This window comes from Burkholderia sp. Leaf177 (assembly GCF_001424345.1).
In the GTDB taxonomy this organism is placed as follows: Bacteria; Pseudomonadota; Gammaproteobacteria; order Burkholderiales; family Burkholderiaceae; genus Caballeronia.
Genome location: NZ_LMPF01000008.1, coordinates 1 through 20,336, shown reverse-complemented (window position 1 = coordinate 20,336; position 20,336 = coordinate 1). Strand labels below are relative to the sequence as shown.

Annotated in this window: 13 protein-coding genes; 8 read left to right on the top strand and 5 right to left on the bottom strand. The window is 58.5% G+C overall.

Annotated features, from left to right (window positions below; genetic code table 11):
* Nucleotides 1-28: 28 nt before the first annotated feature.
* Together ASG35_RS09710 and argH are read right to left on the bottom strand one after the other, a co-directional pair.
* A complete protein-coding gene (locus ASG35_RS09710; RefSeq protein ID WP_056356004.1) occupies nucleotides 29-925 on the bottom strand; it encodes an amino acid ABC transporter permease in 897 nt (298 codons plus the stop codon).
* Complete coding sequence (argH, locus tag ASG35_RS09705) at nucleotides 919-2,352, bottom strand: argininosuccinate lyase (RefSeq protein ID WP_056356002.1); 1,434 nt, start codon at nucleotides 2,350-2,352, stop codon at nucleotides 919-921. Before argH ends, ASG35_RS09710 begins: the two co-directional genes overlap by 7 nt.
* 125 nt (nucleotides 2,353-2,477) lie before the next feature.
* Between argH and ASG35_RS09700 the strand changes: the two genes are divergently transcribed.
* Nucleotides 2,478-3,356, top strand: coding sequence for a LysR substrate-binding domain-containing protein (locus tag ASG35_RS09700; protein WP_056356000.1), 879 nt, complete (start codon nucleotides 2,478-2,480; stop codon nucleotides 3,354-3,356).
* A gap of 23 nt (nucleotides 3,357-3,379) precedes the next feature.
* Here the strand turns inward: ASG35_RS09700 and ASG35_RS09695 are convergent, their stop codons facing one another.
* Nucleotides 3,380-5,227, bottom strand: coding sequence for a bifunctional diguanylate cyclase/phosphodiesterase (locus ASG35_RS09695; RefSeq protein WP_235527500.1), 1,848 nt, complete (start codon nucleotides 5,225-5,227; stop codon nucleotides 3,380-3,382).
* A 743-nt stretch (nucleotides 5,228-5,970) separates the two neighbouring features.
* Between ASG35_RS09695 and ASG35_RS09690 the strand changes: the two genes are divergently transcribed.
* From ASG35_RS09690 to ASG35_RS09660, 7 genes are all read left to right on the top strand, one after another.
* Complete coding sequence (locus tag ASG35_RS09690) at nucleotides 5,971-7,551, top strand: hypothetical protein (RefSeq protein ID WP_056355996.1); 1,581 nt, start codon at nucleotides 5,971-5,973, stop codon at nucleotides 7,549-7,551.
* 209 nt (nucleotides 7,552-7,760) lie between these two features.
* Nucleotides 7,761-8,945: a glycosyltransferase family 9 protein gene (locus ASG35_RS09685; RefSeq protein WP_056355994.1), complete on the top strand. Its 1,185-nt coding sequence runs from the start codon at nucleotides 7,761-7,763 to the stop codon at nucleotides 8,943-8,945.
* 263 nt (nucleotides 8,946-9,208) lie between these two features.
* On the top strand, nucleotides 9,209-12,412 hold the full coding sequence (locus ASG35_RS09680) for an efflux RND transporter permease subunit (protein WP_056355992.1): 3,204 nt from the start codon (nucleotides 9,209-9,211) through the stop codon (nucleotides 12,410-12,412).
* A 15-nt stretch (nucleotides 12,413-12,427) separates the two neighbouring features.
* Nucleotides 12,428-13,651, top strand: a complete 1,224-nt coding sequence (locus ASG35_RS09675; protein ID WP_056355990.1) for an efflux RND transporter periplasmic adaptor subunit — start codon at nucleotides 12,428-12,430, stop codon at nucleotides 13,649-13,651.
* Nucleotides 13,651-15,141: an efflux transporter outer membrane subunit gene (locus ASG35_RS09670; protein WP_056355988.1), complete on the top strand. Its 1,491-nt coding sequence runs from the start codon at nucleotides 13,651-13,653 to the stop codon at nucleotides 15,139-15,141. The genes ASG35_RS09675 and ASG35_RS09670 overlap by 1 nt, the downstream gene beginning before the upstream one ends.
* Nucleotides 15,142-15,190: 49 nt before the next feature.
* Nucleotides 15,191-15,877, top strand: a complete 687-nt coding sequence (locus tag ASG35_RS09665) for a heavy metal response regulator transcription factor (protein WP_056355986.1) — start codon at nucleotides 15,191-15,193, stop codon at nucleotides 15,875-15,877.
* The gene (locus ASG35_RS09660) at nucleotides 15,874-17,325 is read left to right on the top strand and encodes a heavy metal sensor histidine kinase (protein ID WP_056355984.1); all 1,452 of its coding nucleotides are present in this window, start codon (nucleotides 15,874-15,876) and stop codon (nucleotides 17,323-17,325) included. The genes ASG35_RS09665 and ASG35_RS09660 overlap by 4 nt, the downstream gene beginning before the upstream one ends.
* A 1,178-nt stretch (nucleotides 17,326-18,503) precedes the next feature.
* Here the strand turns inward: ASG35_RS09660 and ASG35_RS31245 are convergent.
* Nucleotides 18,504-19,088, bottom strand: coding sequence for a hypothetical protein (locus ASG35_RS31245; RefSeq protein WP_156393069.1), 585 nt, complete (start codon nucleotides 19,086-19,088; stop codon nucleotides 18,504-18,506).
* Nucleotides 19,085-20,336, bottom strand: a 1,252-nt coding sequence (locus tag ASG35_RS31745; RefSeq protein ID WP_442854821.1) for a glycoside hydrolase family 19 protein, incomplete at its 5' end; no start/stop codon positions are given. The genes ASG35_RS31245 and ASG35_RS31745, both read right to left, overlap by 4 nt.

Here is a 20,336-nt window from a genome sequence, read left to right as displayed (position 1 = left end):
GGCTTGGTTTTCCCCGCGTTCTGTCGCGTCATTGCTTGGCCGATGCCCGGCCCGCGCCGCGCGCAAACCGGAGTTCCACGCGCGACTGCAGCATGGAAAGCACCGTGACGATCACGAGATACCAGACGCCCGCGACCATCAGCAACTCGATCACCCGCGCGTTCGCGTAGTAGATGTTCTCGGCGTTGTGCAGCATCTCGGCATACTGGATCACGCTTGCCAGCGACGTCAGCTTCGCCATGCCGATCAGTTCATTGCCAATAGGCGGCACGATCACGCGCATGGCTTGCGGCAGGATGATTCGGCGCAGCGCCTGCAACCTCGGCATGCCGATGGACTTCGCGGCTTCGTACTGGCCCGTATCGACGGAAAGGAGACCTGCACGCACCACCTCCGACGTATAAGCGCCCTGATTGATTCCAAGCCCGAGCAACGCGGCGAGGAACGGCGTCATGATGTCGACGGTACGGAATTCGAACAATCCGGGAATGCCCATGACCGGGAAGACCAGTGCCAGGTTGAACCACAAAAGCAGTTGCAGGATCACCGGCGTGCCGCGAAACAACCACACGTACGCATGCGCGACGCTGCGCAGGACCGGGTTGGTCGAAAGACGCATGATCGCCACGATCACGCCGAGCACGATGCCGAGCGCCATCGCGAGGATGGTCATGATGATGGTGTTGGCGAGGCCGTTCAGGATCGACTTGGCCGTGAGGAAACGCGCGACGACCGCCCATTCGATTTGCCCGCGCGCGAATGCCACGACAATATATCCGACTATCGCGAGGATCACGGCCGAGGCCACGTAGCGTCCGTAATAACGTCGCGGAACGTGTTCGAAATGCGAGATATCGGCGAAGGCGCCGGCGCTGTCCTGCGCCTGGCCGTTGTTCGATGCCCGGTCGTTCGATGCACTCAGCATGAAGGTCCCTTGTAGTCGGCCGCCCACGCGGCCTGTTTGTCTATTGCTGCGCGCAGCCGCGTGATCTGCTCCTTCACGCGAACCGGCGCGGTGCCGCCGTGACCGCTGCGCGCCGCGACCGCGGCGTCCAGCGTGACGTGATCGAGGACGGCGGGTTCAAGCCGTGCATCGACTAGAGCGAGCGTCGCAATCGACACATCGCCGAGTTCAATGCCTTGCTGTTCGCACGCGCGCACCAGCGCACCGGTGATCTCGTGCGCCTCGCTGAACGGCACGCCGCGCAGCGCGAGCCAATCGGCGACTTCGGTTGCAAGCGTAAACCCGAGCGGCGCCTGCGCGCGCATTTCAGCCACGTTCACGCGCATTGTGCGGATCATACCGGCCATGGCGGGGAGAACGAGTTCGAGTGTATCGATGCTGTCGAACGCCGCGATCTTGTCTTCGGCCAGGTCGCGGTTATACGCAAGCGGCAACGACTTCAGCGTGGCGAGCAAGCCGCTCAGATTGCCGATCAGACGACCGGCTTTCCCGCGCGTCAGTTCTGCTATGTCCGAGTTCTTTTTCTGCGGCATGATCGAGCTGCCGGTGGCATGGGCATCGTCGAGTTCGACCCAGCGGAACTGGCGCGATGTCCACAAGATCACTTCTTCCGAAAGCCGCGACAGGTTCACCGACAGCATGCTCAGGACGAACGTGAACTCGGCGACGTGGTCGCGTGACGCGACGGCATCGATCGAGTTTTCGCACGGCCCGTCATAGCCGAGTTCCAGCGCGGAAAGGTCGGCGCGCAGGCAGATGGCGGAACCTGCGAGCGCCGCCGCGCCCAGCGGCGAACGCGCGGAACGCCGGTCCCAGTCGACCAGACGATCGACATCGCGATAAATCGATTGCGCGTGCGCCAGCAACTGATGCGCGAATACGATCGGCTGGGCGGGCTGCAAATGCGTGAAGCCGGCCGTGATGGTTTCCACGTGCGCATTCGCTTGTTCAATCAACGCGTCCTGCAGTTCATTCACCGCGATTGCGAGCTTGCGCGCCTTGTCCCGCAGATACAAACGCAAGTCGTTCGCCGCCTGGTCGTTGCGCGAACGTCCAGCGCGCAGTTTGCCGCCGACCGCCTTCAGCCGCTGCGTCAACTCGCGTTCGAGGAACGTGTGGACGTCTTCATCGGCGAGGATGGGCGAAAGTTCGCCCGCGGTGAATTCCTTCTCGATCTGGTCCATGGTGGCGAGCAATTGCTCGAGCTCGGCGGCGTTCAGGATTCCCGCGCGTTCGAGTTCGTTGGCGTGCGCGCGTGAGCCGGCGAGATCGTAGGGCGCGAGACGGAAAAAGCTCGGGTCCGATCGCGACAGGTTTTCCAGCGCGAGCGAGGGTCCGGACTTGAAGCGGCCGCCCCAAAGGCGTTCGGTTGCTGCGGTCGTGTTCATGCGATTTCCTGTTCGTAAAAGCATTGTGCTCATTACGTACAGCTTAAGCATTCAAATTTTCTGCTTGTACAGAGAATTTAATTCGCATCAAATGAAATTTTTCTCAGCATCTCCGGGGCTTCGCCATGCGTCAAAGATTGCCGCCGCTCAACCCGCTGCGCGCGTTTGAAGCCACCGCGCGGCACGGCACCGTTGTTGCCGCCGCCGACGAACTCAGCGTCACCGCGAGCGCTGTCAGTCATCAGGTGCGCGTGCTGGAAAGCACGTTGGGCGTGGCGTTGTTTATCCGTTCGAGGGCGCGCGTCAAGCTGACACCCGCAGGCGAGGCCTTGCTCCAGCCCGTCAAGACCGCGTTCGACATGATCGCCACTGCGGTCGTGAAGCTCGATTCTCCGGCGATTGCGGGAAATCTGGTGGTATCGGCTCCAATGTTGTTCACGTCGCGCTGGCTCGCGCGGCATATCGGCGATTTCCTCGAGCAGTTTCCAGCGGTGAACCTCAAGCTGATTCCGTCGAACGAAGACAAGGAAATCTATTCCTCCGACGTCGACCTGTGCATTCGATACGGCGAAGGCCGCTGGCGTGATCGCGATATGAAGCTCATCACGCATCCGGTCTTGTTCCCCGTGGTGAGCCCGGCGTTGATGAACGGTCCGCGCACGTTGCGAACGGTGCAGGATCTGGCGAACCGGACTTTGTTCTGCGAACACGCCGGTTCATGGACGCGATGGCTCGCGGCGGCATCGGCGGACAAGCTCGGCGGCTTGCGCATTCTCGAGATCGGCATTGCGCATGTGGGGATTGAAGCGGCGGTGCGCGGGCAAGGCGTGGCGCTGGGTGACAGCGTCTCGGTACGCGACGATCTCGACGACGGCACCCTGATCCGCCCGTTTCGCGTCACGGTGCCGGCGAAACATGCGTACTACTGGGTGTGTCGGAACGAGTTGATGGAAGCGCCGCTGATCGCGGCGTTCATGTCATGGGTCGATGAAAAGCTGCGGTAGAAAACGCGCAGCCGTGGTTCACGCTACGCGCGCGGAGTGTCCGCGGTCAGGCTAAGCCGTTCCGCTTCCGCCTGTTCGATCCGGATATGCGGATCGCGTGCAAACCGGAAGCCGTTGCGGCCCTTGCGCTTGGCTTCATACATTGCACCGTCCGCGCTGCTGATGAGCTCGTCGCTGGATGTGTGGCTGGCGTCGGTACACATTGTGATGCCCACGCTGGTACTGATTTCGACGGTCACGCCCGGCAGGACGAACGGGCGTGTCAGCGCGCGGCAGATGTCCTGCGCAATTCGGCTGCACGCGCTGGCGGTCGTGATACCGCGGCTCAGGATGATGAATTCGTCGCCGGCCAGACGGCTGACGACGTCGTTCTGGCGAACGATTTTCTTCAGCCGCTTGCCCACTTCAATGAGCAGTGCGTCGCCGGCGTCGTGCCCGTAGGTATCGTTGACAGTCTTGAAGCCGTCGAGATCGAGGAAAAACAACGCGAACGGCACGCCTTCGCGTTTGCCATGGTCAACCGCTTGCACCAGTTCTTCATGCAACGCGCGCCGGTTCGGCAATCCCGTCAACGGGTCGAGCATGGCCTTGGCCAGAAGCGCTTTCTCCGCGTGCTTCCGGTCGGTGATGTCCTGGCTCATGATGTAGAAACCCACCACCTTGTCGCCACGAAAATCGGGAATGTAGGTGGCGCTCCAGATCCGGTCTTGCTGGCAGGCGTAGCGGATGTTGTCGTAGGTAACCCGTTCGCCCGCCAGCGCGCGCTCGAAATAAGGACGAAGCTCTTCGAAAAGCGCGCAACCCAGCGTCTCCTCGAGCGATTTCCCGTACAGGCTGCGCGGTTCCACGCCAAACACGTCCCGGAACACGTCGTTGTTGAACTGGTACAGCAGGTTGGCGTCGACATGGCCGATAAGAATCGGCAGGTTGTTGGTGATCGTCTGCAGGGTTTCCCGGCTCTGCGTCAATTCGGCCGTGCGTTCGGTGACGCGTTGTTCGAGTTCATGCTGATAGTCGCGCAGAAATTTCTCGCTGTCCTTGCGCGCTGAAATGTCCTGTATGACGCTGATGAAGTGCAAGGGCTCGCCGTTTTCATCGCGTACGAGCGCCACGCTCAGGTCGACCCAGACAATCGTGCCGTCCCGTCGCTTGTATCGCTTCTCCAGCGAATACGTCTTCCTCCGGCCGAACAGCAGGTCGGCGACGAGTTGCAGATCCATCGGCAAATCCGCTTCCACCGTGATTTCCAGGAACGTCAGGCTGAGAAGCTGTTCGGCGGTATATCCAATGATTTCGCAGAGCTTCGAATTGACATCGATAAACTTGCCGCTCAAATCGACGATAGCTTTTCCGGTCGGCGTCTGCCGGAAAATCGTCTCGAAGCGAGAGGCGCTCAACGCGAGATTGCGCCGGTCGTATTCCTGCACGGCGCGGCCAACGCGCACCGTTTCTTTATGCAGCAGTTCCCGTTCGACCGTGCGAGCCAGGTCACGCAATGCGCTGATTGCGGAAGCAGTGAGCGTGCGGGGTTTTGTATCGATGGCGCATAGCGTGCCGAGGACAAGTCCTTCCGGCGAACGCAGCGGAACGCCCGCATAGAAGCGGATACTCGGTTCACCCGTTACCAGCGGATTGTCGGCGAAGCGCGGGTCTTCCAGTGCGTCCTCGACCAGCAAGATATCTTCGACGCTCAACGCGTGCGCACAGAAAGCCAGGTCGCGACTTGTTTCGCAAACGTCGATTCCCACCCGCGATTTGAACCATTGGCGATATTCATCGACCAGTGAAACCAGTGCGATAGGCACCTGCAACAACTCGGCAGCAATTCGGGTGACGCGGTCGAAGGCTTCGTCGGCGGGTGTATCGAGCACTTCCAACCCTTGCAGAAGGCGAAGTCGGGCTGCTTCATTTGCTGGTACAGGCGCTTTCGACATAGACCTTTTAGTGGTTGGAAGCAGGTGATTGGTTAGTCCGTAGTATCGACCTGCCAATCCGGAACTTTATGGCTTTTGCCAAGAAAAAAACGTTTGCGTGGACAACAAGACGAAAAAATTACCGTAAATTCGAGAGATCAAAATTCGTCGCGCTGACGAAAAACCCTTAAGGCATTCCGAAATCCCGGTCGTACCCGAAAAGAAGTTCTGCTTTGCACAAATTATCGAACAATATATTCCTCTGACTAGAAAGAGCGACCGACACCTCGCTACAAACAAACGATTTTCGGAAAATTCCGGCTTTTTTCTTCTGATGTAACCAAATGTATTTGATTGTCACTAATCTCGCGTATCATTTACTCATACCAAATGCATAAGGCATCTTTTACCGTTTCGCCATCTGGTGCTTTTGTTTAAACGTTTGCGTCAGAACCCAATCGGCGAGCGACACGAAGCGAAATGAACGAGCGGTTCAAGTTTCAATTTCTCTTACCGTTAATTCATTAGCGTGCATTAGATATCCTAAGCAATCGGTCGTAGAGGAATTACCTGTTTAAGAATTTAGGATCACAAAGTTAATTTGCAGGGGCCGTTTTTATCGGCGGCCCTTCTCGTTCGCATTTCAAAAAAATGACCAACCTTTTTTATGCCGGGCTTTGCCCGGCAGGGGAAAACTCGCCATGTTGAAACGACGTCAATTTCTTGGCGGCCTCGCCGCTGTCAGTGGCAGCTATCTTTTGGCCGCATGCGGTGGTGGTTCGAGCGCGAGTGCTGGCGGCGCGGCCGTTAGTGCTGCTGCAAATGTCCAGGCGCTGCAAAATGCGGCTGTGGGCGGAAGCGCATCGGCAAATGGAGCGACCATTCCGCCGGCCTCTTCGCTTACCGACAGCAACGGCGCTGTCTGGACGCTCTCCGGTGGCGTGGTCTACAAGAACGGCGTGGTTGCCGGGATCAACTACGACGTGTCGCTGGTACTGTGGTTCAGCAACACGATCTACCACGAGAATTCGTCCGGGAAGTTTTATGCGTGGTCGGGTTCGGGATGGTCCGCGTGTCTCGATCCGCGTTCTGCCCGAGGCACTTCGCCCAACGGCACGACCATTCCGACCGGCACGTATATCAACGATGCAGTCGGCAGGCAGTGGACGGTCACGAACGGCGTGGTGTATCGCGACGGGGCGATCGCCGGCATCAACTACGACGTCGCCTTGCTCCTGTGGTACGGCGGCATGATGTGGCACAAGAACACCAGCGGGCAGTTCTATGTATGGGCCGACGTGGGCAGCGCGGGCTGGCTGCATGCCACCGACCCGCGCATTGCGACCGCGCCGGTTGCCGGAAGCTTCTACGGCATCAACGGGCATTTCGACTACACCTATTCGCCTGCGCAGGTTGTAGCGATGCTGAAGGGTCTCGGCATGTCGACCTATCGTGTCGGCGTCAGTGACGATCCCACGCAGCTCAACGCCGTGGCCGCGCTCGCCAAGGCGTTCCAGTCGGCTGGAATGACGCTCTTTGTCCTGATCAACCAGGGAATGACCGACGCGTCCGGGAATGTCCTGAGCGGCGAGCAAGTGGCATACAACCAGGCGTTCATGGTTGGATCGACCGTTGCAAACCGGCTGAAGCAATACGGCGTGACCATGTACGAATGCGGCAACGAGCTGACCCGGCAGAATTCGACGATTCTCGATTTCAATCAGGCGGGCAATACGGCGAAAGACTTCAACAACGCGAACTGGCCTGCCATGCGCGGCGTGATGCGTGGGATGCTTGATGGCGTGAGGTCGGTCCAGTCGAACGCCAAGTGCGGCATCAATTTCTGCGCTGCCGATATCGGCGCTGCGGACGCGTTGTGGGAAGGTTCGCAACCTGATGGGACCACGGGACACCCGATCGTGCGCTGGGATATCACGACGTGGCACAACTACGAGGTCTACGGCGACATCTTCAACATTGGCACGGACGGCGCGGGCCCGGGCTTCGACTTGCCGACGTATTGCAAGGCCCGTTATGGTGTGCCGTTCATGATCACCGAGTGGAACACGGGTCCCGAGCAGACGCAGGCTTATCGTGCGAACTACATCACGACTCAGTTGACGAACCTGTATCAGGCGCGGAAAACCCACAACATTCAGTCGACGATGTATTACGTTCTCGACAGCGGCAACAACACCTTCGGGATCGTTACCGCCGGCGTGAAGTCGATCCTGCCGTACGCCGCGTTTGCAACGTTCATTGCAACCAACGCCGACGTTTGAACGTTGCATCCGAAGCATGATTGACGGGCCGCGCTTTCTGCATTGCAGCAGGGAGCGCGGCCCGTTTGTGCATTTCCGTTTGGCCGGCCACATATCGCATTGACGCGACGAAGCACAATCGCCTGATGAACGGCACTGCTCGGACTCTAGGTGGTTCGAGCGAGTTCCAGCGAATTTCCAGCGATAGTCAATGCGATATTGGAGAAACAATGGGTTCGAAAAACCTGCTCATCGAAGCGCCCGTCTGGTTGATCAGCCAGTTTTACCGCCCGCGATTCGACCCGAACCGGCAAACGCCACGCGAGATTCTCGTGTTGCGACCGAATGATTTCGGCGAGCTGCTCACCACCACTCCGCTTTTCGAGGCGCTGCGCAAGCGCTTCCCGACCACGCGCCTGATTGCCGGTGTTGGAAGCTGGGGGCGTCCGGTTCTGGAAAACAATCCGTTCGTCGATGAAATCGTCGAGATCGATGCGCCTTGGAACAACAAGCTCGTCGATGACCGGTCGCATCGCAATGTGATGCGATTCCTGTGGCGCTCGCCGCAAGTCGCCGCGTTGCGGTCGCGAGGCGGTTTCGATGTCGGTATCGACGTGCTCGGCAGCTACATGGGCGCGGTGCTGATGATGCGCGCGGGCGTGAAGTACCGCATCGGCGTGCGCGGATATCGCGGCGGCTGGAGCGGCTGCCAGGATTACATCGAATTTTCGCGGCGCCAATGCGGACGCGCCGCGCTCGGGCAAGCCGAATTGCTTGGCGCCAGGACGTTGCCTGAGGCGCGTCCGCAACTGTTTCTGACCGACGACGAACGCCTGCAAGCGGCGCATGTATGGAGTGCGGGCGAGGCTGCGAGCCGCCGCACGGTGCGGATAGTCGCCGGTGTTGGCGCTGGCGTTGCCAGCAAGGCCTGGGATGCGCGGCTGGTCGGGGACGCGCTAACCCGAATTGCGAATGCAGTCGAAAAAGCCGGTAATGCATGCAATATCGTGATCGTCGGTAGCGACGCCGACAGGTCGCGCGCGAACGAAGCGATCGCGGCCGCGGGCCCGGGCATGCAAATCCGTTCGATGGCGGGAGAGGTATCGATGCGCGTCATGTTTGCGCTGGTCGAAAAGGCCGACGTGGTGCTGACGAATTCCTCCATGCTGCTGCACGTTGCCGCCGCGTTCCGGCGTCCGACGGTTGCTGTTCTTGGCGGCAGCGTGACGCGGCCTGAAGTTCACGACGCCATCTGGGGTTATCCGCCGCCTTACAGGAGCGTGGCGCCCGAACGGTATGTTCCCGGCGAGCACGCGCGGAACTGGCCGAGCGTCGAACGGGTCGTGCAAGCCATGGTCGAGTCGATTGAAGCGCAGCACGCGCACGGCGACAACCGCGTCGAGCCCGTTGCGTAGTAGAGGTTGCTTGCTCAGGATTTGTTTGCGCCTGCGCCCGGCGAAAGGATTTTCCACTAAAGCAGATGCAAAAGGAGCGCGCGTAGTTTCCTGACAGTTTTGCCATTTTGGCGCCATGTAGGCGTTGGCGCCTTGCCGCTAAGATGCGGGCGTCGGCGGATTGCGCGCGGGCGGGTGGGTCCTGACGATCAGGCTCGCCGAATGCGTGTGATCCGGCACAGGCTCAGTCACTTTCTTTTCCTGCTTTTTTCGAGCGCGTCTTAATGTGGATCGTCAACGTTGCGCTGAAGCGGCCCTACACATTCATTGTGATGGCCATCATGATCCTGTTGGCAACGCCGTTCGCGCTCCTGACAACGCCCGTCGACGTCCTGCCGGAAATCAATATTCCGGTGGTCAGCATCATCTGGACGTACACGGGTTTGTCGGCGGAGGACATGGCGAACCGGATCGCCCAGGTCAACGAGCGTAGCCTCACGACCACGGTCAACGATATCGAGCATATCGAGTCGCAGTCGCTGCCGGGCATCGCCATCCTGAAGGTCTTCCTGCAGCCGAATGCGAACATCCAGACCGCGATTGCGCAAACGGTGGCCGTTGAACAAGCGCAATTGAAGCAGATGCCGCCTGGCGCCACGCCACCGCTCGTGCTGAGTTATTCGGCGTCGAGCATTCCCGTGATCCAACTGGGTTTGTCGAGCCAGACGCTTTCCGAACAAGACCTGAACGACTCGGCGCTGAACTTCCTGCGGCCGCAGCTGGTGACCATTCCGGGCGCGTCGGTGCCTTATCCGTATGGCGGCAAGAGCCGCCTGATCTCGGTGGACCTGAATACGCGTGCGCTGCTGGCGAAGGGCCTTACGCCTTCGGATGTCGTCAGCGCTTTCAACGCGCAAAACCTGATCTTGCCGACGGGCACGGCGAAAATCGGCCCGAAGGAATACACGATCAACATGAACGGTTCGCCGGCGACCATCGCCGCGTTGAACGAGATCCCCGTGCGCACGGTGAACGGTGCGACTACTTACTTGCGTGAAGTCGCGCACGTTCGCGACGGCTTTTCTCCGCAGACGAATATCGTGCGGCAAAACGGACAGCGCGGCGTGCTGATTTCGGTGATGAAAAACGGTAGCGCTTCTACGCTGTCGATCGTCAATTCGTTGCGCGCCATCTTGCCGAACGCGAAGGCCTCGTTGCCCGAGGACCTGACGATCACCGCGCTCTTCGATCAGTCCGTGTTCGTGAAAGCGGCCGTGCAGGGCGTGATCAAGGAAGCGCTCATTGCCGCTGCGCTGACGGCCGCGATGATCCTGCTGTTCCTCGGCAACTGGCGCAGCACCTGCATCATCGCAATCTCGATCCCGCTTTCCATTCTGTCCTCGCTGCTGGCGCTTCACGCGCTTGGCCAGACCATCAACATCATGACGCTGGGAGGACTCGCGCTCGCGGTGGGTATCCTGGTCGACGACGCGACGGTGACCATCGAAAATATCGAGCGGCATTTGCACATGGGCACGGACCTGCACGAGGCCATCCTGGAAGGCGCGGGCGAAATCGCGATTCCCGCGCTTGTGTCCACGCTGTGCATTTGTATTGTGTTCGTGCCGATGTTCTTTCTCACCGGCGTTGCCAAGTTCCTGTTCGTGCCGCTTGCTGAGGCCGTGGTGTTCGCGATGCTCGCGTCGTACGTGCTTTCTCGAACGCTCGTGCCGACGCTCGCCATGCTGTTGATGGGCCACGCGCACAAGCCGAAGAAGGACGCGAAGCCGAATCTGTTCATGCGTTTGTATCATCGTTTCGATGCCGGTTTCGAACGGATGCGCGCCACGTACATTGTGATCCTGAGCACGTTGCTGGTACGCCGCCGCGTGTTCGCCGCGGGCTTCCTGGGCTTTTGTATTTTGTCGGTCGGGCTCGTATTCGTGCTCGGCGAGGACTTTTTCCCAAGCGTCGATTCCGGCAACATCCGCCTTCACATGCGCGCGCCGACAGGAACGCGCATTGAAGAAACGGCACGGCTTGCTGACGACGTTGAACGCGTCGTGCGTCAGGTCGTTCCTGCCAGCCAACTCGTCACCATTCTCGATAACCTCGGCTTGCCGTACAGCGGTATCAATCTCTCGTACAGCAACGCAGGAACCATCGGCACGCTCGATGGCGAAATCCAGGTCGCATTGAAGCCGGACCACGATCCGACGGCGGGTTTCGTGGACAAGCTGCGCACCATCCTGCCGCAACAATTCCCGGGCGTGGACTTCTTTTTCCAGCCGGCGGATATCGTTACGCAGATCCTGAATTTTGGTCTGCCGGCGGCTGTGGACGTGCAGATTTCCGGTGCGAATCAGCGCGGTAATTTCGAAGTTGCGTCGGCCCTGATGAAGTCGATTCGCGAGATCCCCGGCACCGTCGATACCCATATCCAGCAGAAGTTCGACCAGCCCGCGCTCAACCTGCAGATGGACCGCACGCGCTTGCAGCAGCTCAACCTGACGGCGAACAACGTCGCGCAGAACGTGCTGGTGTCGCTCTCTGGCAGCTCGCAGACGTCGCCAGGATTCTGGTTCAACAACAAGAACGGCGTGGAGTATCAGGTCGCGGTGCAGACGCCGCAATACCAGATTTCTTCCATCGACGAACTGTTGCGCACGCCGGTTTCCGGCAGCGCGACCGGTCCGACGCAACTGCTCGGCAACCTCGTGCGCGTCTCGCCGCAAAGCCAGTTCGCCGTGGTGTCGCGCTACAACATCAAGCCGGTCATCGATGTATTCGTGAGCGTCGAAGGTCGCGATCTCGGCAGCGTGGCGACGCAGGTGGACAAGCTCGTCGACCAGGCGCGCGCCAAGTTGCCGCGCGGCAGCGAGATCACCGTGCGCGGCCAGGTCGCGACCATGCGGTCGTCGTTCTTCGGCCTTGGCGTGGGTGTCGCGATGGCCATCGTGCTCGTGTATTTGCTGATCGTGGTGAACTTCCAGTCGTGGGTCGATCCGCTGATCATCATCAGCGCGTTGCCCGCCGCGTTGGCCGGCATTGTGTGGATGCTGTTCCTCACCGGCACGCACCTGAGCGTTCCGGCGCTCACCGGCGCGATCATGACGATGGGCGTCGCGACCGCGAACAGTATTTTGATGGTCTCGTTCGCAAGACAGCGCTTGCAGGCTGGCGCGCCGCCGCTCACCGCCGCGCTCGAAGCGGGCGCCAGCCGTATCCGGCCGGTCCTGATGACGGCGTTTGCCATGATCATCGGCATGATTCCCATGGCGCTCGGTCTGGGCGAGGGCGCCGAACAGAATGCGCCGCTCGGACGCGCGGTGATCGGCGGCTTGCTGTTTGCAACGGTATCCACTCTTTTCTTCGTGCCGCTTATTTTCGCGGGTATCCATAGCCGGCTGGCCCGGCGGCGCGAGCGTTCGGAAGGTGACCACGACGATCACGATGGTCACGGCACGCCCGAACATGCACCAAGTTAAAACTGGCTGAACGATATGACCGAAAAAACTCATGCATCGCTGGCAATTCCCGTGAGGGAAACCGAGGACGGCCACGCGTTGCCACCCCGGGGCCGCGAATGGAAGCGCGCAAAGATCGCGGTGGTGGTGGTGCTGATCGTGCTGGCCGTGGGCGCCGTGCGCACGGTGGTATCGAACGTGTCGGAGAGCCATGCGGCGGCCGAGACTTCGCAACAGAACGCCAAGGTATACGTCAACGTGATCTCGCCCAAACCCGCGGAAGGCGGCGGCGAGACCTTGTTGCCGGGCACCTTGCGCGGTTATGTGGAGTCGCCAATTTATGCGCGCGCGACGGGTTATCTGCTGCATTGGTACGCGGATATCGGCGTGAGGGTGAAGCAGGGACAACTGCTCGCCACGCTCGATACACCCGAGATCGATCAGGAACTCGCGCAGGCGGTGGCGCAGCGCGACCAGACAGCGTCGAGCCTCGTGCTTGCAAAGAGCTCGTTCACGCGCTGGCAGCAGTTGCGTCAACGCGATGCCGTCTCCCAGCAAGAGCTCGATGAACGCCAGAGCACCTATAACCAGGGCGTTGCCAATCTCGCGGCGGCAAACGCGAACGTGCAGCGCCTGAAGCAGCTCGAGTCGTTCAAGCGCATCGTGGCGCCGTTCACGGGCGTGGTGACGCAGCGCAACGTGGACGTAGGCGATCTTATCGATGCAGGCAGCGGCGCGAGCCGCGCGCTCTTCGCCATGGCGCAGTCCGATCCCCTACGCGTGTATGTGCAGCTTCCGCAAGCGTATGCGCAAAACGTGAAGCCCGGACAGGACGTGCTCGTGACGCAGGCGGAACTGCCGGGTCAGCAATTCCATGGCAGCATCGCGAATATTTCCGGTGCAATCGATGTCCCCACGCGGTCGCTGCAAGTCGAAGTGCGCCTGCCGAATCCGGACAACAAGTTGCGGCCGGGCGCTTATGTTCAGGTGGCGTTGCCGGGCGTTGCACGCGCACCGCTCGTGGTGCCGGGCAACGTGCTGCTGTTCCGTGCGGAAGGGCCGCGGGTTGCCGTTGTCGATCAGAACGGCAAGGTCGTGTTGCGCAAGATCGTGATTGCGCAGGACCTCGGGCGATCGCTGGAAATCGAAAGCGGCATAGAACAAAGCGATAAGATCATCGTCAATCCGAGCGATTCCATCGCGGACGGCGACCCGGTGCAGATCGCGCCGGTCAAGCCCGCGAAGAAGGGGACGTCGTGATGGGCGCGCATCGCGTCATGCGGCTGGGCGCGCTGGCGGCAGGGGCGATGATCCTGTCCGCCTGCACGGTCGGGCCGGACTACAAGCAGCCGTTGGCCCAGACGCCGCCCGAGTGGCGCACGGATTCTTACTGGCACGTCGCGGAACCTTCGCATGCGCCGCTCAGCGCCAGCTGGTGGACGAGCTATGGCGACGCCACGCTCAACGGTTTCGAAGACCAGGCGCTCGCGCAGAACCAGACGCTCGCCGCCGCGGCCGCGCACTATGCGCAAGCGCGTGCGACGCTCGCCAACAACACGGCGCAACGGCTGCCCGAAGTCGATTTCGGCGCGACCGGCGCACGCGCGCGCATTTCGCAGAACCGGCCGCGCACGAACTACGGCACGCCGACGCAATCGACGGTTCAGAACGATATCCGGATTGGTCCGAGCATCGATTACGACACGGATCTGTTCGGCCGAATTCGTCGTGAGATCGAAAGCGCGACGGCTTCCGCGCAACAATCCGCCGACGATCTGGCGAACGCGCGCCTCGTGCTCGCGACCGACCTCGCCAACGATTATTTTTCGATGCGCGAACTCGACGCCGAGATCGACGTCCTCAACCGTTCGGTCGTGCTGCAACAAAAGGCGCTGGATTACGTGACGACGCAGCATGACCTTGGTTCGGTTTCCGGGCTTGACGTGCTGCAGCAAAAATCGGAACTCGATACCACTCGCGTGCAAGCCCGCCTGCTGCTCAATCAGCGCGCGCAATACGAACACGCGATCGCCGCGTTGATCGGCGTGCCGGCGCCGCAGTTTGCAATCGCACCGAAAGTGATCGATGCAAGCGTGCCCGTCATTCCCCTTGGTCTGCCGAGCGATCTGCTGCAGCGGCGTCCCGATATTGCATCGGCGGAACGCGCGATGGCCGCCGCCAACGCGCAGATCGGCGTGGCGAAAGCCGCATATTTCCCGAGCCTTTCATTGACGCCGGGTATCGGCTGGGAAAGCACGCAGTTCGCGAGCTTGCTGAGCGCGCCGACCCTGATGTGGACGCTGGGCGCGAGCCTCGGTCAGGTCATATTCGATGGCGGGCGGCGCGCGGCCAATGTCGATTTCGCGAGCGCGGGTTACCAGGTCGCCCAGGCGAATTACCGGCAAACGGTGCTCAATGCATTCCAGCAGGTTCAGGACGGCGTGACGGGTTTATCGGTGCTCGATGCGGCGGCGAAGGAGTCCCAGGCAGCCGTTACCGATGCACGGCGTTTGTTGACGCTCGCCAACGACCGTTATTCAGGCGGTCTGGTCGCGTTTCTCGATGTGATCACCGCGCAGCAGTCGCTCCTCACGAGCGAGCGGCAGGACGTGCAGATCCACGGGCAGCAACTGACGTTGTCGGTATCGCTGGTGAAGGCGCTGGGCGGCGGCTGGGACGTGAACGATCCCGTGGCTGCGTCACCCGCATCCGGCAGTACGATGGCGGCCAATCCGCCGTCATCACAGTGATAGAGCCATTACGTTTCCTATAATGGAACAACGTACATAAGAAGGCGCCATGAAACTGCTGATCGTTGAAGACGAACACAAGGTAGTCGATTATCTGCGCTCCGGGCTCACCGAGCAGGGCTGGATAGTCGATGTCGCCATGGACGGCGAGGAGGGCACGCATCTCGCGATCGAGTTCGATTACGACGTGATCGTGCTCGACGTGATGCTGCCCAAGCGCGACGGTTTCAGCGTGCTCAAGGCACTGCGCGCGCACAAGGCCACGCCCGTGATCATGCTCACCGCGCGCGACCAGATCAACGACCGCGTACGCGGCCTGCGCGAAGGCGCGGACGATTACCTTACGAAACCCTTTTCGTTCCTCGAACTCGTTGAGCGCCTGCATGCGCTGGCGCGGCGAACGCGCGCGCAGGAATCCACGTTGATCGCGCTGGGCGATCTGTACGTGGACCTGATCGGCAGGCGGGCAACACGCGACGGCGTTCGCCTCGACCTGACCGCGAAGGAGTTCCAGTTGCTGAGCGTGCTGGCACGCCGGCAAGGGGATATCCTGTCGAAAACCGCCATCACGGAACTGGTGTGGGAAGTGAATTTCGATAGCCATACGAACGTTGTGGAAACCGCCATCAAACGATTACGCGCGAAGCTCGACGGCCCGTTCCGGACCAAGCTGCTGCATACGGTGCGCGGCATGGGATACGTGCTCGAGGTCCGCGACGACGCGGCCGCATCATGAACCGCTCCATCTCGCGTCGCCTGGCATTCATGTTCGCGGCGGTCGCGTTGTTCGTGTTCACGCTCGTGGGCACGGGACTTTTTTTGGTGCTGCGCACGCAGCTCGAACAGCATTTGCGCGAATCGCTCGATGACCGCAGCGAGATCGCCAAGATCATCGTCTATCACGCAATGACGCCCGAGAAGTGGAAGCTCGCGCGCGAACGTCTCGCCGACATGACCCCGCGCGATGGCTACACACGCTATTCAGTGACAAGCGACAATCCGGCGTTCAATATCGGCCAGCCGGTGACGGGGCAAGTGGTCGATCGCTGGCCGGGCGGTTATGAGCGCCTCAAGACCAATGACGGCAAATGCGACATGCTCGTCAATACCATCGAGATTCCGTCGTATGGCGTCAGGCCGGCCGTGAGGCTACAGGTGGGCGCAGGTTATGCCGCGAACACGCGGACCATGCGCGCGTTCGGGTTCGCGCTTGCGGCGTTATCGGCGCTGGGAAGTCTCGGCGTTCTTTTGCTCAGTTACTCGGTCACGCGCATTGGCCTTGCACCGCTCACGCGGCTTACGCGCGACGCCTCCGCCGTCAGTCCGAACAATCGCTCGCAGCGGCTCAACACGAGTTCGCTGCCGCTCGAACTGAGCGATCTCGCCAACTCGTTCAACGGCGCGCTGGAACGCCTCGACGCCGCGTATGGACGGCTCGAATCCTTCAACGCCGATGTCGCGCACGAGCTGCGCACGCCGGTCACTATTCTTATCGGCCAGACTGAGGTTGCGTTGACCCGCAACCGCTCGGTGGACGACTTGCGCCAGACGCTGCAATCCAATCTGGAAGAATTCGGGCGCATGCGGGCGATCATCAACGACATGCTGTTTCTCGCGCGCGCCGATCAGGGCGAGCGGGCGACGGGTCTCGTCGATACCTCCCTTGCCGCCGAAGTCGCGCACACGCTGGAGTTTCTCGAGATTCCGCTGGAGGAGGCGCAGGTCCACGCGATTGCTTCCGGCGATGCGTTTGTGCGCGTCAATAAATCGCTATTTGGCCGCGCGTGCATCAACTTGCTGATGAACGCGATTCAGCATTGCGAGGCGGGATCGATCATCAGCGTATCGATCAAGCGCGAAGGCGGTCAGGTGCGCGTGGCGGTTGCAAACCCGGGAAAAGCGATCGAGCCTGCGGTGCTCGATCATCTGTTCGACCGGTTTTATCGGGCGGAGGTATCGCGTACGAATAGCCGGGAGAATCACGGGCTGGGACTGGCGATTGTTAAAGCGACCGCGGAAATGCACGGCGGGAAGGTGTTCGCGACGAGCGTAGGCGGGATCAATACGTTCGGGTTTTCGGTGGAAGCGTCGGAGATCGTGGAGCAAACCCAGATTCCCGCCGATGCAAGAGTGCAGGAGCCGCACGCCGAAAGCGCAATGCAGACGGCATCGATCGGGCGGTAGGTCGGGTAGTTCACACCTTTGGCGGTTCCAAGGTGGCGCCTGTTTGTCTATCGCCAGTGGAAACGGTCGGTGTAAGGCTCTCGACCGCAGAAAACCGGCGCCTCCTTGACGGATTGGAGAATCGGCACCGGTCACCAGACTGGATGCAATTCCAACCTGAATGCCATTCCAACGAAATCATGTAGGCCCTTGCGTTACCGGCTTCTGACCGCTTCGACCTCTTTAGATCGATGTTTTGAAGCCTAGGGAAATCACAAATGGCAAGCATAAGCTCAGCAAACGCTCATTCACACCTTTCAACCTCGATCGTGGTGGGTTCTGATAGCGACCGTAATTCGGTTCTTCGGGATCGGATATTTGCAACGAAATCGCCGAATCTTGTATCGGCTATAACGTATTGATGGTCTTTGCTGAAATTCACTCCGTATATTCCACCGCCGAGATGTCGCCTCATATAAAGTTTCGGTTTTGAAAAGTTTTTATAAATCGAGATTGTCATTAATTGCGGATTGTCGTTATTCAGATTTAACGGCGATCCGTACACGACGAATGTAGAGGTATGCGTGTCGATCGCGCCTCCATACACTTCATGTTCGATTTTAAGTTTTACGTCGCGCTTATTTTGATTCTTTACAATTAATTCACCTGAGCTACCTTGACTAATGAAGTGTTTACGGTCACACGAGATAATCTTAACGTCTTTCGCGTAAAGCGAGAGCGGCAAGATTAACAACACAAAAGAAATTATTAAATTTTTCATGGGATTCCGACGACATTATTGGATTCTTGAGTGCCTTACCATCGTTTAGTGATGCAGATCGCAAATATCGAAAAAAAATGCCGAAAGCACGGTCAGCAATTTTGACTTGGTAATCACTTAGGATCCTTGACCGGTAAATTAATATTCATACTTATGCCGTCGCTATTAAAGGTTCGCGCTGCATCCATATTGCGGCTGGAAGTACTATACCGTTCGGACGACAAAAAATTTGCATGAGGCAGACGGCTGCTAGCCGGTACCAATTAGCAAAATCTAAATTAATCGTTCGCTTTCTTTCTATCAATATAGAACAACAGATTTTCATCGCAACATACATTCCATTGCTTTCGACCATAACGTGTGCGAAATAGGATCAATTGTAGTTTTCGATATCTAAAGAGGTTTGATGATGAATCGGCTATTCCGCAGACCGAATAATTCTTTGATACAAGTCAAGCTGTGGTTTATATGCATTTTTTAACCGAGAAGCGCCGACGTTGGGTCCAACAACACCATTTAACGAAATCGTTTTTTTGCCGTTGGAAACTACTGCTACGTAGCACTGACCGCCATACTGAGACGAAACGCCGCGATTATCAATCCATGCACATATAGGGAAGGCCTCATAACCAGAACCAAATCTCGTCACAAACGAGAACAGCTTTTCCGTCGGATTAAATAACACAAGACGGCCCGACGCTTCCTCTATCCAATAGGGCTTATCAAACTCCTCACGTGATGCGCAGTCCATTATTCCGTCGTTACAAATAGTTATAGAATCAACGACATTTTGTCTTTTCTTCTTGATGTTGACTACAGTGGACTTATCCAAACCATTAACCGACCGGGGACTTTCGATCTGAGGAGCCCAATATATAGATGATGGATAGGAGAAGGTTATTTGATCGTTATGGAACATTTGCCAGTCGGAAGACGATCTAGCGTGAGCGCAAATCAAGAAAGATGAAACCATAACCATTATTATATTTTTAACATTTTTCATTCTTCATCTCCGATAATTTTATATATACGCCGTGTGTGATACTCACGGTTTTCAATTGCGGTAATAGCACCGTTGATATTTTTGGTCACTGACTGGACGGATGATAAATCCACCCTTCCTCTGTCGGCTACCATGTTCAGAGTACTTTGAGAATGAGGGAGCCCTCGGTTTGGAGTTGCTTCCCAATACCACGCTCCGACGTCTATAGTGGCAAAATCATCCGACAATATTAAGCTTGGATTATCTATAGTAGGTGCGGTTGCTTTTTTGTTGTCCCACCACGAATCTTGGAAATCAACATTTCTCTTTATCCATCCTCGGTATGTCCAGTACTCTGCGTAATTATATTTACCGGTTAGTTGTTTTAGCCCTCTTCCCCGAAACTTGTATCCGTCACCGCGCAAATCGTTGCCGTTCTTACCGCCATAAAGCTTGTTGCAGCTTTCCTCCGACCGCCGCTCATCCATCCACGTTAAGGTCCGAGACTCCTCTGCACCTTGACCTAAAAAGTGGGCCATCCGAGCAGGCGATAGCACCAGGTGCTTATTCATTGCTTTATTTAAGATATGACGATACCGCTCGCGGACTGTGTTGCTAAGTGCACGCAAGGCTGTCTCCGTTTTTTGGCTGGTTTCGCGCGTATATGTATCAGGATAAATTAATTCGAAATCGCGATTGTCCAACCAGCCACATTTCTTAAACTGACCAATGAACTTCAACGGGTGAAAATGCCAGACCTTCGTCGGCAGTCCTGTTGTATCCCAGAACTGAAACTTCTCGACGAACTGAAGAAACTCGTCCAGCCCTTCCGGGTTGCCCTCGTAGTGCTCGCCTGCCTGCGTCAGTCGATCAAAGCGCTTGTGGTTAGTACTTTTATCCCATTCAGTCGGCGCCTCACAAATCAAGCCGCGCAACTTCTGCCGTACTTCTTCGTGATCGCGTAGGTACAAAGCCAGGCGATCCAGACTTGCGCCTGCTTTAGGCCCATCAACGCCATTCGCTTCCTGAAGCAGATCGAGGATGACTTTCGAATCGCACAACCCATCGTCGGACAATGCACCAGCACCTTCACTGACCTTTGTCCAACCCATGAACCAAGGAAAATCAGCATCGGACAATTTATAAACGCGAGCATCGCTCAGGTTGATGTAACCCGAGTGCTGCGCCGCGAAGGAGACAGACTGCCAGTTCGCAGATTTATCAGCCAGATCGCAGCGGAAGAATCGTTCGAGTTCGGCACGCCCGAAG

Bases quoted from the DNA above. Each gene is read 5' to 3' on its own strand.
- ASG35_RS09710 (WP_056356004.1), bottom strand. From the start codon at position 925: ATGCTGAGTGCATCGAACGACCGGGCATCGAACAACGGCCAGGCGCAG.
- argH (WP_056356002.1), bottom strand. From the start codon at position 2,352: ATGAACACGACCGCAGCAACCGAACGCCTTTGGGGCGGCCGCTTCAAG.
- ASG35_RS09700 (WP_056356000.1), top strand. From the start codon at position 2,478: ATGCGTCAAAGATTGCCGCCGCTCAACCCGCTGCGCGCGTTTGAAGCC.
- ASG35_RS09690 (WP_056355996.1), top strand. From the start codon at position 5,971: ATGTTGAAACGACGTCAATTTCTTGGCGGCCTCGCCGCTGTCAGTGGC.
- ASG35_RS09685 (WP_056355994.1), top strand. From the start codon at position 7,761: ATGGGTTCGAAAAACCTGCTCATCGAAGCGCCCGTCTGGTTGATCAGC.
- ASG35_RS09680 (WP_056355992.1), top strand. From the start codon at position 9,209: ATGTGGATCGTCAACGTTGCGCTGAAGCGGCCCTACACATTCATTGTG.
- ASG35_RS09675 (WP_056355990.1), top strand. From the start codon at position 12,428: ATGACCGAAAAAACTCATGCATCGCTGGCAATTCCCGTGAGGGAAACC.
- ASG35_RS09670 (WP_056355988.1), top strand. From the start codon at position 13,651: ATGGGCGCGCATCGCGTCATGCGGCTGGGCGCGCTGGCGGCAGGGGCG.
- ASG35_RS09665 (WP_056355986.1), top strand. From the start codon at position 15,191: ATGAAACTGCTGATCGTTGAAGACGAACACAAGGTAGTCGATTATCTG.
- ASG35_RS09660 (WP_056355984.1), top strand. From the start codon at position 15,874: ATGAACCGCTCCATCTCGCGTCGCCTGGCATTCATGTTCGCGGCGGTC.
- ASG35_RS31245 (WP_156393069.1), bottom strand. From the start codon at position 19,088: ATGAAAAATGTTAAAAATATAATAATGGTTATGGTTTCATCTTTCTTG.